General features: G+C 67.0%; 12 protein-coding genes. 8 read left to right on the top strand and 4 right to left on the bottom strand.

The genetic code is table 11. The annotated features are described in order from the left end of the window. The first annotated feature begins 1 nt into the window (after window position 1). The gene (locus ACFULV_RS21730) at window positions 2–1225 is read left to right on the top strand and encodes a cytochrome P450 (protein ID WP_101463719.1); all 1224 of its coding nucleotides are present in this window, start codon (window positions 2–4) and stop codon (window positions 1223–1225) included. Window positions 1226–1274: 49 nt separating this feature from the next. Here the strand turns inward: ACFULV_RS21730 and ACFULV_RS21725 are convergent, their stop codons facing one another. Continuing rightward, entirely contained in the window at window positions 1275–2504 is a 1230-nt protein-coding gene (locus ACFULV_RS21725) for a cytochrome P450 (RefSeq protein ID WP_378659349.1), read from the bottom strand. Window positions 2505–2709: 205 nt separating this feature from the next. Further along, window positions 2710–3033 carry a hypothetical protein gene (locus ACFULV_RS21720; RefSeq protein ID WP_378630867.1) on the bottom strand — a complete coding sequence of 108 codons (324 nt, stop codon included), beginning with the start codon at window positions 3031–3033 and terminating at the stop codon, window positions 2710–2712. 171 nt (window positions 3034–3204) lie between these two features. Here ACFULV_RS21720 and ACFULV_RS21715 point away from each other — a divergent pair, with 171 nt between their 5' ends. Both ACFULV_RS21715 and ACFULV_RS21710 read left to right on the top strand, forming a co-directional pair. After that, window positions 3205–4002 carry an SAM-dependent methyltransferase gene (locus ACFULV_RS21715; protein WP_378630866.1) on the top strand — a complete coding sequence of 266 codons (798 nt, stop codon included), beginning with the start codon at window positions 3205–3207 and terminating at the stop codon, window positions 4000–4002. A 178-nt stretch (window positions 4003–4180) separates the two neighbouring features. Continuing rightward, window positions 4181–5248 (top strand): alpha/beta hydrolase, encoded by a 1068-nt coding sequence (locus ACFULV_RS21710; RefSeq protein WP_378659346.1) that lies wholly within the window; start codon window positions 4181–4183, stop codon window positions 5246–5248. Between the two features lie 59 nt (window positions 5249–5307). Here ACFULV_RS21710 and ACFULV_RS21705 read toward each other — a convergent pair whose 3' ends face one another. Beyond that, on the bottom strand, window positions 5308–5934 hold the full coding sequence (locus ACFULV_RS21705; RefSeq protein ID WP_378659343.1) for a TetR family transcriptional regulator: 627 nt from the start codon (window positions 5932–5934) through the stop codon (window positions 5308–5310). A 106-nt stretch (window positions 5935–6040) separates the two neighbouring features. Between ACFULV_RS21705 and ACFULV_RS21700 the strand changes: the two genes are divergently transcribed. Continuing rightward, window positions 6041–7963, top strand: a complete 1923-nt coding sequence (locus ACFULV_RS21700; RefSeq protein WP_378659340.1) for an acyl-CoA dehydrogenase family protein — start codon at window positions 6041–6043, stop codon at window positions 7961–7963. Window positions 7964–7983: 20 nt separating this feature from the next. Here ACFULV_RS21700 and ACFULV_RS21695 read toward each other — a convergent pair whose 3' ends face one another. Next, window positions 7984–8691, bottom strand: a complete 708-nt coding sequence (locus ACFULV_RS21695; RefSeq protein WP_378659337.1) for a TetR/AcrR family transcriptional regulator — start codon at window positions 8689–8691, stop codon at window positions 7984–7986. Between the two features lie 212 nt (window positions 8692–8903). Between ACFULV_RS21695 and ACFULV_RS21690 the strand changes: the two genes are divergently transcribed. The 4 genes from ACFULV_RS21690 to ACFULV_RS21675 are packed head-to-tail and all read left to right on the top strand — an operon-like array spanning window position 8904 to window position 13629. Beyond that, window positions 8904–9830, top strand: a complete 927-nt coding sequence (locus ACFULV_RS21690) for an alpha/beta fold hydrolase (protein WP_378659334.1) — start codon at window positions 8904–8906, stop codon at window positions 9828–9830. Between the two features lie 21 nt (window positions 9831–9851). Beyond that, entirely contained in the window at window positions 9852–11630 is a 1779-nt protein-coding gene (locus ACFULV_RS21685; protein WP_378659406.1) for an amidohydrolase family protein, read from the top strand. Then, window positions 11627–12526: a metal-dependent hydrolase gene (locus ACFULV_RS21680; protein ID WP_378630856.1), complete on the top strand. Its 900-nt coding sequence runs from the start codon at window positions 11627–11629 to the stop codon at window positions 12524–12526. The genes ACFULV_RS21685 and ACFULV_RS21680 overlap by 4 nt, the downstream gene beginning before the upstream one ends. Further along, entirely contained in the window at window positions 12523–13629 is a 1107-nt protein-coding gene (locus ACFULV_RS21675) for a PDR/VanB family oxidoreductase (RefSeq protein WP_378659332.1), read from the top strand. The genes ACFULV_RS21680 and ACFULV_RS21675 overlap by 4 nt, the downstream gene beginning before the upstream one ends. The last annotated feature ends 98 nt before the right edge of the window (window positions 13630–13727 follow it).

The raw sequence follows: 13727 nt of genomic DNA, 5'->3' as shown, positions 1-13727 counted from the left end.
ACTGGATGTTTCGCCGGACTCGCGCAGTGGCCAGGACCGGGTGCCGCTGTACTCGCCGGAATTCGCCGCCGACCCGCAGAGCACCTACCGCGAGATGCGGCACCGCTTCGGTTCGCTGGTGCCCGTCGATCTGGTGCCAGGGGTCCCCGCCACCCTCGTGATCGGCTACCGCACCGCGGTACAGATTCTCAACGATCCCGACCATTTTCCCGCCGATCCGAAGATGTGGCAGCGCGACATCCCCGCCGACTGCCCGGTGCTCCCGATGATGCGCTACCGCCCCAACGCGATCCGCACCGCCGGCGCCGAGCACACCCGCCACCGGCAGGTCACCGTCGCCGGACTGGCGGGTGTCGACCTGTACCAGCTGCACCGCACCGTCGAGCAGATCGCGATGCCGGTGATCAACTCCTTCTGCGCGGACGGCAGCGCGGATCTGCTGAGCCAGTACGCCTTTCCCGTCATCTTCGCCACCATCAACGCGATGCTCGGTGTCCCCGCCGACATCGGTGGGCGGGTCGCGACCGGGATGGCGCAGATGTTCGAGGGCGGCGACACGGCGGCCAGCGGTACACAGATGATGGAGGACGCGCTCTACGACCTGGTGCGGCTCAAGCAGAGCGAACCCGGCGACGACGTGACGACCCGGTTGGTGCAGCATCCGCAGCGGCTCACCGACGAGGAGTTGATGAACCAGGTGCTCACGATGTACGGCGCCGGGATCGAGCCGATGCTCAACCTGATCCTCAATACGGTGCGGCTGATGCTCACCGATCAGCGATTCGCGGGCAGCTTGCTCGGCGGCAGCCTGTCCACCCGCGACGCACTCGACGAGGTGCTCTACACCGACCCGCCGATGGCCAACTTCTGCACCACGTATCCGCGGCAGCCGATCCTGGTCGACGATGTGTGGCTGCCCGCGCATCAGCCGGTGGTCATCAGCATGGCCGCGTGCAACAACGATCCCGCGATCGGGACCGGCGATTTCCTCGACAACCGCGCGCACCTGGCGTGGAGCACCGGCCCGCACGGCTGCCCGGCGAAGTCCCCCGCCTACCTGATCGCCCAGGAAGCCATCGACCAGCTCCTCGACGCGCTGCCCGAACTCGAGCTCGCGGTGCCGCCGGAAGAACTGGTGTGGCGGCCAGGGCCTTTCCACCGGGCGCTGGCGGGCCTGCCGGTGGTGTTCCCGAGCACCGCACCGCTGGTGGTGCCCGGCAACTGAATCCCGTTTGCTCGGCCGACCCGTACGGGTCGGCCGAGCGAGTTCGGCGCTACTCGCCGTGGATGTAGGCCGGCAGGTGGCGGTGGCCGTTGGAGATGAAGCTGGGCACGGTGCCCAGTTCGGTCACGGGAGCGGCCAGCTTCAGGTCGGTGAACCGCTCGAACAGCGCGGGCAGCGAGACCAGCGCCTCGAGGCGGGCCAGCGGAGCACCGAGGCAGTGATGCGCACCGTAGCCGAATGCCATGTGCGACTGCTTCTCTCGCGTCGGATCGAACTCGCCCGCGGTGTCGCCGTGCAGCTTCGGATCACGCGCGGCCGCGGCGTAGCTGGCCAGAATCGGGTCACCCTTGGCGAACTGGACACCGTCGATGTCGATGTCCTCCACCGCGAAACGCAACGGCAGATGCGCGACCGGCGATTCGAATCGCAGCGTCTCCTCGACCAGATCGGGCCAGGTGATCGTGCCCGCGCGCAGGCTCTCGAGCACCTCGGGCCGGGTGAGCAGCGCGGTGATGGCCTGGTCGAGCAGGTTCACCGTCGTCTCGTGGCCCGCCGAGATCACCAGCAGCAATGTGCCGACGAGCTCTTCCTCGGTGAGCTGGCCCTCGTCCTCGTCGCGCTGGACGATCAGCAGGCTGGTGATGTCGTCGCCGGGCTGTTCGCGCCGCAGGGCCACCAGCTCGCCGAGAATCCGGTACATCTCCATGTAGTTGGCCTGCGACTGCTCCGGGGTGAGCGTGGTGTCGAAGATGCCGTCGACGCAGGTACGCAGGCCGGGGTTCAGTGATTCCGGCACGCCCATCAGTTCCGAGATCACCTGGATCGGCAGCGGGTAAGCGAACTGCTCGCGCAGGTCCACAGTCTGACCGGCCGGGGTGGCTGCCAGCTCGTCGAGCAGTTCGGTGGTGATGCGCTCGACCTGTGCGCGCATGGCCTCGGTGCGCCGCGCGGTGAACGCGGGCGCCACCAGCTTGCGCAGCCTGCGGTGATCACTGCCGTAGGCGGTGAACATGTTCGGCGCCGAAACCCACAGGTACAGCGGCCAATCCGGGGGGATCTCACCGGCGACGAAGGCGGGCCAGTGCTGACTGGCATCCTTGGAGACCCGGGGATCGACGAGCAGCTTCTCCAGCAGCGCGGCGTCGGTGATCGACCATGCCTGCACCCCACCCGGCAGCTCGACTCTGGTGGCGGGACCGTGCGACCTGATCTCGAGGATCTCACCCTGAATGTCTTGCCCAGTCGGGTCCATTACGACCCGATTCGTCACCGTTTCCATTGTGAAACCTCTCGATCACCCGGCGCCTCGCAGACCCCGTCTTCCGAGGTCGCAGCGAAACATCTTGCTGGACTAGCCCTTACGGGCCGTTAGCGATGCTACCGGCCGAACGTCTCTGTCGCAGTGAACACTTGGAATGGGGATCACACAGTGAGATCGAACTATCGGCGCTGCCGAAACGGTTACCCACGGGCCGGGCTCGATGTCACTTGGGCACGAGAACACCCGTCAGATCGGCCTCGCGGATGGGGGTGTCCGGGTTGGCCTGCGCACCACACATCAGATCGATGGCGGCGACGGACAGGTCGACGGTGTTCGGGTCCGACGTCGCGTTGTCACCGCGCTCCTGCTCGAGGAACTTGACCACCGTCGTGCGCCGGTCCTCCGCGGACTGGGCGGTGTATTCGCTACACGGTGTGTCGCCGCCCTTGTTGACCGCCTTCTCCACCTGGTCACAGCCCGTGCCGAGCAGCACGATCGCGGCCGCGGCGAGCACGGTGGTTACAGCATTCCTGCGCAGTGTCGTCATGTAGCGGCTTTACCCGATTCCTGCCGTCGCACGCAGCGGTGAACGTTCACGGATTGACCTGACCGTTTCCGTGTGAATCTTGTACTGTCGCAGCCAGATCAGATGCTATGTCGCTGGTGGTTCTCCCCTGGTTGGGCGCGCCACTGTCAAAGTTGCAGAGGAGCAAGGCTCATGGCCGACGTGCAGACCCCGATGATCAGGACCGATATCCCCCATTCAGCACGGATCTGGAACTACTGGATGGGCGGTAAAGACCACTACGAGATCGACAAGATCGCCGGCGACGCCGGGCTGGCGGTCGACCCCGACATCTCGACCATGGCCGTGCAGTCGCGGCAGTTCCTGATCAGGACCGTCCGCTTCCTGGCGAAGGAACGCGGCATCAAGCAGTTTCTCGACATCGGCACCGGCCTGCCCACGATGCAGAACACCCACGAGGTCGCCCAGGGCGTCGCCCCGGAGGCCAAGGTGGTCTACGTGGACAACGACCCACTGGTGCTCACCCACGCGCGGGCACTGCTCACCAGCACCACCGACGAAGGCGTCACCACCTACATCGACGCCGACTTCCACGACCCCGAACAGATCGTCGCCGACGCGCGCAACGTGCTGAACTTCAACGAGCCGATCGCGGTGATGTTCATGGGCGTTCTCGGTCACGCCAAAACCTACGACGACCTGCTGCGCATCGTGGGCACCGTGATCGGCGCAGTGCCCTCGGGCAGCTACCTGATCTATTGGGACGGCACCGACGACAGCCAGGCCTACGTCACCCTGTGCGAGAACTACACCGGCACCGGCGGCACACCGTACGTCCCGCGCCCGCAGGCCCAGATCCGCGGCGTCTTCGACGGGCTGGAGGTAGTCGAACCGGGCGTCGTCTCGATCACCCAGTGGCGTCCGGAAACCGCCGAGGTGGGCCAGGTCCTCCCGATCTCGGCGTACGGCGCGGTCGCCCGCAAACCCTGACCCGCGCCGCCGTCCACCACCCGCGACACGCCCCATCCGAGCCCTGCTCGAATGGGGCGCGGCCGTGCGTGAGCGGTGGATCACCTGCGGATTCGGAGGAAGCCTCAGGGACAAGATATGGTGATACAGGGAGTTACAGTTAGTTTTCTCCCACCGTCTCGACGTTCCGGAGAATCACATGGGCCCCCTGTCGGTTGCACTGCGCAACGTGGTCGCGCTCTTCAGTGACGGCGTCGAGCCGTACGCGCCGACGCCGTCGGACATCGTCTACGACGAACCGCACCGCAGGCTGCTGCGCTACCGGCGCTCCACCCCCGCCACCGGCGATCCGGTGCTGCTCGTGCCGCCGTTGGCGGTGACGATCTCCTGCTACGACATGCGACCCAGCCAGAGCCTGGTGCGATTCCTGCTCGAGCTGGGACGCGAGGTCTATGTGCTCGACTACGGTGAGATCACCTACGCGGACCGCGATCTCGGCTTCGAGGAGTGGGTCGACGACATCGTGCCCACCGCGATCGAGGCGGTCAGCGCGGACAACAGCCACTCCCCCGTCGACCTGATCGGCTGGTCCTTCGGCGGCACCATCAGTGTGCTCACCGCCGCCGGGCACGCCGACCTGCCGATCGGTTCGGTCACCGCGGTGGGAACCCCGTTCGATCAGCGCCGCAACGGTCAGATCTCCTTGGCGCGCAGATTCGGGCAGCTCACCGGCGGTCGCGAGGTCACCGTGCCGGTCCGCGTGGCAGGTGGCGTGCCGAAGTACGGGGTGCGGGCCGGTTTCCGTATCCAGTCGATCGACCGTGAACTCACCAAGCCCTGGTACATCGCCCGCAATATCGGCGATACCGAGGCACTGGCCCGCATGCAATCGGTGGACCGGTTCATGGACACCATGCCGGGCTACCCGGGCCGGTTCTATCGTCAGGCCTACCGGCAATTGATCATCCGCAACGAAATGTTCAAGGGCACAGTGCATCTGGGCCCGAATCGCGCGATCGATCTGACCGGACTCACCGCGCCGACGCAGCTGATCGGCGGCACCAAGGACGCGCTGGCCTCGTCGGCATCGGTCGCGGCAGGCATCGGGGTCCTCACCGGCGCGGTACAGGTTCGCTTCACCGAGGTCCCGGGAAGCCATCTCGGCATCATCGCGGGCCCGACCGCCCGCGACACCACCTGGGCGACGATCGCGGACTTCCTCGACAGTGTGCGGTTGTCGACCCGCACGCCGTCGCCCACACACTGACTCAACGACAGACGGCCCCGGGGTCGATCGATCGCCCCCCGCCGCTTACGCCGCGGACATCACGCGCTGCGCATGGCGCGGTAGACCGCCGAGCCGACGAAGGCGCCGAGGTCATCGGGATTCCACTCGTCGCGGTGGGCGAACAGAGTGCGGACCGCGCTTTCGGCGGCCGAGACCCACAACTCCACCAGCGCGGGCAATTTGCGTTCGGCGTCGTCGACTCCCCAGGCCAGCAACGTCGGCCGGAGCAACGCCGTGCAGCGTTCGACTGCCAGCTGACGACCACGTCCGAAGGAACCGGCGACGGCGGGATCGGGGTTGCCGTAGATCAGGCGCCAGGCATCGGGGCGCTCGGCCGCCTTGTGGAGCAGGGCGCGGAAACCCTCCACGAACACCGTCTCGTCGGCGTTGGTCGCACGCGGCGGTAGCACGTCGAGCACACCGGAGATCAGAAAACTCTCCTCGCGCTGGATCAGCGCGTCGATCAGCTCGACCCGGTCGGGAAAGCAGGCGTAGATCACCGGGCGGGTGACCTTCATGTAGTCGGCGACCGCGCCCATCGTGACCGCGGCGATGCCGTCGTCGGCGGCGATGGCCAGCGCCGCGTCGAGCACCTGCGGCCTGCGCCGCTCGGGGCCGAGGTGCGCGGCCCGCCCTCGCCGCTGCACTGCCGTCTCGCTACCCATGCGCCCACCATAGCAACCACCTCGGCATTCCTACACCGTTGTACGAAAATGCTACAGTAACGAATGAACCGTCCGACTGTGCTGGACGCCCGCAAGAGGAGCGACGATGCCCCAGGATTTCTTCAACCCGAACACCGCCGACTTCGCGCAGTTCGATCCGCAGACGCGCCGGCTGTTGCGCGCGACGGTCGACTGGTTCGAAACCCGCGGCAAGACTCAGCTGCTCGACGACGACCGGTCCCGCGTCTGGCCGTCGGACTTCCTCGACTTCGCCAAGAAGGAGCGGCTGTTCGCCACCTTCCTCACCCCGGCGGCCGAGGCAGGCGGTGATCCGGACAAGCGCTGGGACACCTCGCGCAACGCCATGCTGAGCCAGATCTTCGGCTTCTACGGCATGACCTACTGGTACGTCTGGCAGGTCACCATCCTCGGCCTCGGCCCGATCTGGCAGAGCGACAACGCCGTGGCCAAGAAGAAGGCAGCCGCCCAGCTCGACTCCGGGGAGATCTTCGCGTTCGGCCTGTCGGAGAAGGAACACGGCGCCGACGTGTACTCCACCGACATGATCGTCGACCCGCAGCCCGACGGTGGTTACACCGCGACCGGCGGCAAGCACTACATCGGCAACGGCAACCTGGCCTCGATGGTCTCGGTGTTCGGGCGCCGTTCGGACAAGCCGATCATCGACAGCGCCGCGGCACTGCGGGGCAAGCCGACGCAGCAGGATTACGAGGGGTATCTCTTCTTCGTCGCCGACTCCCAGCACGACGCGTACAAGCTCAGGAAGAATGTCGTCAACAGCCAGATCTATGTCGCGGCGTTCGAACTCGAGAACTATCCCGTCGCCGAGGAGGACATCCTCCACCGCGGCGAGGACGCGTTCCACGCGGCGATGAACACGGTCAACGTGGGCAAGTTCAACCTCGGCTTCGGTGCGGTCGGCGCCTGTGAGCACTCCTTCTACGAGGCGATCAACCACGCCGAGAACCGGATTTTGTTCGGGCACAGGGTCACCGAGTTCCCCCAGGTGCGGGCGCTGATCACCGATTCCTACGCGCGCATCGCCGCGATGAAGCTCTACAGCGCACGCGCGGTGGACTACATGCGCTCGGCCTCGCCCGATGACCGCCGCTACCTGCTGTTCAACGCCATCGAGAAGATGTCGGTGACCCGTCAGGGCCAGCGCGTGATCGAGGATCTCGCCGACGTGATCGCCGCGCGTGGGTTCGAGAACGACATGTACTTCCCGGTCGCGATGACGGCCATGTTCGGCCTGCCGCGACTGGAGGGCACCGTCCACGTGAACATGGCGTTGTCGCTGAAGTTCATGGCCAACTACATGTTCCACCCCGCCGACGCCGGTCTGGCCGCGATGCAGTCACTGCCGGGCGCCGCGGTGGCATCCAAGGGAGCCACTCGTGCGGTCACCGGCGCCCTGACGTGGTCGAGCCGCAAGATCACCCCGCGTCTCGGCGCGGTCGTGAAGCCGCTGCGTGCCGAATTCGCCAGCGCCGCTTACGCTCCGGTGCCCTCCCGTCACGACACCGCCGACGACGAGTTCCTGTTCCGGCAGGGCCCGAGCAGCGGCCTGGGCCGCATTCGCTTCGCGGACTGGCGCCCGGTCTTCGAGAGCTTCCACGACATTCCGAACGTGGCCGTGTTCCTCGAGCAGGTGCTCGCGCTGCAGGCCCTGCTCGCGGTCGCCGCACCGACGTCGTCGCAGCAGAAGGATGTGGACTTCCTGTTCGCGTTCGGTGAGCTGTTCACCGCGGTGCCCTACGCGCAGCTGGTGCTGGAGCAGGCGCGCATCGACGGCACCGATCCGGCGGTGATCGACCAGATCTTCGACGGGTTCGTCCGCACCTTCTCCGCGAACGCGCTCAATCTGCACAACAAGCCGACCGCCACCGCCACCCAGCAGCGCCGGGCCCTCGACCTGGTTCGCCGGCCGGTCTTCGACGAGTCCCGTTTCGAGCGGGTGCTCGGTAAGGCGCGCTCGCTGGCCGGGACCTATGAGATGAAGGCCTGATCCAGCAACGGCAACCGGGGTCAGTCGGGCGGCGGCGCGTTCTCGGTGATGGTGGCCAGAGTCGCCGCCACCGACATATCGGGCTTGATGACGACGCCCTTCTCGCGGAGAAAGCCGTCGAACAGCTGCACGACGGCATTGGTCGTCCGATCGACGAACAGTGCGGTCGGTTCCGGCAGCGGGACGGGATCGGTGTCGAGCCACAGGTCGGTGACGGCCATGACGAAACCGACGATGCCGCGCAGCAGATGATCGATACCGTCGGTATCGAGCGCGACCGAGGACAGCACACTGCGGCTGCGCTCGGCCAGATCGTGCGACAGGCGCCGACCGATGTCCAACGGGCGAGCGGCGGGGTCGGCGCCCGAGACGCTCTGGGTGAGCACGAGGAACCGGAACACGTCGGGATGTTCGGCGATGACCCCGGCGTAGGCGGTGAGGAACCGATGGATCGTGACTCGGGGCGGCTGCATGATGAGCGAGAGATCGGGCGCGACGGCCGCGTAGATCTGCGCGACCAGCCAGTCCGAGACCGCGCCGTCGAGCTCGGATTTGTCGGCGAACATGCGGTACAGACGCGGTTTGGCGACGCCCATCTCGCGGGCGAGCGCCTCCATGCTCAGGTGGGGTCCGTCGCGGTCGATGCACCGCACCGCGCCCGCGATGACCTGTTCGCGGGTGAGCAACCGTACGGGCGACCGGCGAGCCGGTCTAGACGATGTAGTCACTGTTCTCCCTGATCCGCCCTTCGCGTACGGCCAGGATAGCGGCGCCCGGCGAGGGACAGGCCGCCGTATCGCGGGCGGACTCCGAGGGGGTGTTGACAGCGGCCTTTCCGATCCTCAAGATATTCCCGGTACTACGCGTACCAGAAAATGGTACCGGCGGTACTATTGATTGTGCACGGAGCAACGAAGCCCCGTGCCGGAAGGAGTCTCGTATGACGCGCGGAACCGGCAACCACACTCCCGGGGCAGCGTCATCCAGAACGCATCTGGTGCGCAACGGCGACATATCGCTCGCCGTCTACGAATTCGGCCCACACGACGGCATTCCGGTGGTTCTCGTCCACGGTTGGCCCGATACCCATCACCTCTGGGACGGCGTCGTTCCGCTGCTGTCGGACAAATATCGCGTGATCTCCTACGACACCCGCGGGTACGGGCAATCCAGCGCGCCGACCCAGGTGTCGGCCTACGAGCTGAACCGACTCGCGACCGACTTCTTCGCCGTGGTGGAGGCCGTCAGCCCCACCGAACCCGTGCACGTCGTGGCCCATGACTGGGGCTCGGTCCAGGTCTGGGAAGCGGTGTGTGAACCGGGCGCGGACCAGTACGTCGCGTCGTTCACCTCGATCTCGGGCCCCAACCTCGACCACCTGGCCACCTGGATGCGCCGTGGTGTGCTGTCGGGAACCCCGCGTGGGATCTGGGGCGCGCTCAGCCAGTGCCTGTCCTCGGCCTACACCACCTTCTTCATGCTGCCGATCCTGCCGGACCTGTTCTTCCGGCTCGTGGGCACCGAGAAGGTGTGGAAGCTGTTCCTTCGCGTGGTCGAGGGCACCTCCGCGGAGCAGATCTCGCTGGCGCCGACCCTGAAACAGGACATGATCTCGGGGCTGCGCTTCTACCGGGCCAACATCCTGGCCCGGATGTTCGGGCCACGGGAACGACGCACCACCGTGCCGGTGCAGTTGCTGGTCAACACCCGCGACATCGCCGTGCGCCCCGCGGGCTACGACGACACCGCGAAGTGGGCCGATCAGGTCACCCGCCACGACCTGCCGCGCGGGCACTGGCTGCCCTATTCCGACCCCGCCGCGATCGCCGAATACGCCGACGCGTTCATCCAGGCCCAGCCCAAGTAACGACGAATGAGAGAAAAGCACATGCTCGACTTCGACATCGTCATCACCGATGGTCTCTGGTTCGACGGCACCGGCGCCCCCTCCGCCCGGCGCAATATCGGCATCCGCGACGGCATCGTCGAGGCCGTCTCCGCGACCGCGCTACCGATCGGCGCCGACACCGAGGTGATCGAGGCAGCGGGTAAGTGGGTGCTGCCCGGCTTCGTCGACGTGCACACCCACTACGACGCCGAGATGTTGCTCAAGCCCGAACTGTCGGAGTCGCTGCGCCACGGCGTCACCACGGTCGTCGTCGGTAACTGCTCGCTCTCGACCGTGCTGGCCTCCAACGCCGATTGCGCCGACCTGTTCAGCCGCGTCGAAGCCGTGCCGCGCGACGCCGTTCAGGGCGCCCTCGACAAGCACCGCACCTGGTCGGACCCGACCGAATACGCGAAGGCACTCGATTCGCTGCTCCTGGGCCCCAATGTCGCGGCGTTCCTCGGCCACTCCGACCTGCGCACGCACGTGCTCGGGCTCGGGCGAGCGGTCACCCGCGACACCAAGCCCACCGCCGCCGAAATCAAGCAGATGACCAGCCTGCTCGACGCGGCGGTCGACGCCGGCTTCCTCGGTTTGTCATCGATGACGAACAAGCTCGACAAGATCGACGGCGAGGAATACCGGTCGCGGTCGCTGCCCTCGACCTATACCCGCGGCAAAGAGGTGCGCGCGCTCAACAAGGTGCTGCGTAAGCGCGATCGGGTGCTGCAGAGCGCCCCCACGGTCGGCTTCAACCCCAACATCGCCAAGTTCTTCGTCGGCAGCGCCGGCATCGGCCGGCCCAAGCTGCGCACCTCGCTGCTGTCGGCGGCCGATTCCAAGGCCTACCCGCCGCTGGTGTGGTTCATGCTCTACGCCGCACCGCTGCTGAATCGCTTCGCCCGCACCGACTTCCGCTGGCAGCACCTGCCCGTGCCGTTCACCGTCTACGCCGACGGCATCGACCTGGTGGTGTTCGAGGAGTTCGGCGCCGGCGCCGCGGCCCTGCATCTGAAAGACCAGGTCGAACGCAACGAACTGCTCCAGAGCGAGCCCTACCGTCGCTGGTTCCGCAAGCAGTACGACAACAAGTTCACCCCGCGCATCTGGCACCGCAACTTCTTCGATGCCGAGATCATCGACTGCCCTGACCAATCGGTGGTCGGCAAGTCGATCGGGCAGGTCGGCAAGGACCGCGGGCTGCACCCCGTCGACGCCTACCTCGACATGGTGGTCGAGTACGGTCCCGCGCTGCGCTGGCGCACCACGATCGCCAACGATCGCCCCGAGTACCTGAACAAGCTCGCCGCGAGCCCCGGCGTGCAGATGGGCTTCGGCGACGCGGGGGCGCACCTGCGCAACATGTCGTTCTACAACTTCCCGCTGCGGCTGCTCGAAAGGGTGCTGCGGGCACAGGAAGCCGGCAAGCCGTTCCTGAGCGTGGAACGTGCCGTCCATCGCCTCACCGGCGAGCTCGCCGACTGGTATCAGATCGACGCCGGTCACCTACGCGAAGGCGGTCGAGCCGACCTGGTGGTCATCGATCCGGCCGGACTCGACGAGCAGGTGCACCAGCTCCACGAAGCGCCGCTGCCCGAATTCGGCCTCGACCGGATGGTCAACCGCAACGACCGCGCCGTCGTAGCCACGGTCGTCAACGGCCGCAAGGTCTTCGGCGCGGGCACCGTGGCGCCCGGTATCGGCGCGGACTGGGGAACCGGGCAGTTCCTGCGCGCAGGCCATGACAACTCCGCTCCCGTCGCACAGGAGACCCGATGAAGCGTCCCTTCCGTCGCGCGGCTCGCACCGCGCACGCCCCTGATGTCGCCCTGCAGGCCCGCAATGTGAAGTTCGACTGGACCTCGGCACCGCTGCACTGGATGCCGAACGAGCCGATCGCCTCGCACGTGGTGAACTCGCTGAACCTGCTGCTGCCCGAGGGCGAGCGGATGTTCTGCGCCACCTACCGCGACGCGCTCCCCTACGTGCGCGATGCCAAGGTGCGCGAGGCCATGCTCGGATTCATCGGTCAGGAGTCGATGCACGCCGAAACTCATGCCAAGGTCCTCGACCAGGTGTTCACGGCCCACCACATCGACACCGCGCCCTACACCCGCCAGATGGAGTACGTCTTCCGTAACTCCCTCGGCGCACGCGAGGGCAGCCCGCAACAGGCGCAGACCCGGCTGGTCGAACGGTTGGCGTTCATCGCCAGCCTCGAGCATTTCTTCGCCTGGCTCGGCGACTGGATTCTCAACGCCGACCTGGAAAAACACGGCGCCGAACCGCGTGTGCTGGACCTGTTCCGCTGGCACGGCGCGGAGGAGGTCGAACACCGCAGTGTCGCCCACGATGTCGCGATCTACTTCGGCGCGGGCTATCTGCGCCGTGCGGCGATGATGCTGATCGTCATCCCGATCCTGCTCAGCCTGCTCGTGCGCGGCACCAAGTTCCTGGTCAATCAGGATCCCGAACTGCCGAAGATGGGCTACCCCACGCTGATCTGGAAGATCCTCGGGGCGATGTGGCGCGGTGCGTTGCCGGGCATTCCGGCGCTGCTGATCAGCGCCGGGTCCACCTTCGATCCGCGCTACGACCCGGCGAATGTCGGTTCCACCGAGCAGGCGATCGCCTACCTCGCCAAGTCCCCGGCGGCCAGGGCGGCGGCCCAGTGACCGTATATCCCGCGCCCAAGGCGATCCCGCCGGACCTGTACGGCAAGCACGATCACGATCCGACCACCAAGGTGATCGATACCGTGGCCAACCTGCGAGTTCGCTGGTCGACGTTGATCAATCGCCGCCCGATCCTCACCAGGGCCGACGACGCCCGCTTCCCGGTGGTCGTCACCGATCGGGTGCTGGTGGCGCAGGACCAGGCTGTCGTCAATCTGGGCCTGCGCGCCCCCGACGGCGCTCCGCTGCCCCGGTGGGCGCCGGGCGCGCACATCGACATCGAACTCCCGTCCGGGCGCCTGCGGCAGTACTCGCTGTGTGGCGACCCGGCCGAAACCGGCGAGTACCGCATCGCGGTGCGCCGCATTCCGCAGGGCGGCGGCGGGTCGATCGAGGTCCACGACGAGTTGCCGGTCGGCACCGAGGTCGTAGTCCGGGGACCGCGCAACGCGTTCCCGTTCGCGCCGCCCGGACGTGGTTCTTCGGCCGAACGCCTGCACTTCGTCGCGGGCGGTATCGGCATCACCCCGATCCTGGCGATGGCGCGCGCCGCCGACCGGCTCGGCATCGACTGGACGCTGGTCTATTGCGGGCGAAGCCGCGACACCCTGCCGTTCCTCGACCAGCTCGCCGAACTCTCCGGACACGTCGTGGTGCGCACCGACGACGAGCACGGAACACCCAGTGCTGCAGATCTTCTCGACGGTGTCGATCACGACACGGCGATCTACTGCTGCGGACCCACCCCGATGACGGCCGCCCTCGTCGCCGCGGTGCGCACGATGCCGGGCATCGAGTTCCATTCCGAAAGGTTCTCTCCCGCACCGGTTGTCGACGGCACCGCGTTCGAGGTGGAGTTGGCGAGCACCGGTGAGGTCGTGCCTGTCGCCGCCGACCAGACGATGCTCGACGCGCTGCTCGCGGTCCGCCCCGACCAGCCCTACTCGTGTCGCCAGGGCTTCTGCCGCACCTGCGTCGTCCACGTCACCGACGGCACCCCCGACCACCGCGACGGCGCGCTGACCCCCGAGGAACACGCCGCGGGCGTCACGCTGGCCTGCGTCTCGCGCTGCGCGGGGAAACGCCTGGTCCTCGACCTCTGAGCCCGAGTGGCCGGGCGCGACGGGCTTGCGCCCGTGTCAGTGAATCGACATCGAAGAACACTGCTGTACGCGTAGTGTGCGAGGTGCAATCCTGTTCG

It is taken from the genome of Nocardia sp. NPDC057272, from assembly GCF_042668615.1.
Classification (GTDB): domain Bacteria; phylum Actinomycetota; class Actinomycetes; order Mycobacteriales; family Mycobacteriaceae; genus Nocardia.
Note: the sequence above shows the minus strand (reverse complement) of the source record. Positions and strands in the feature narration are given on the sequence as shown.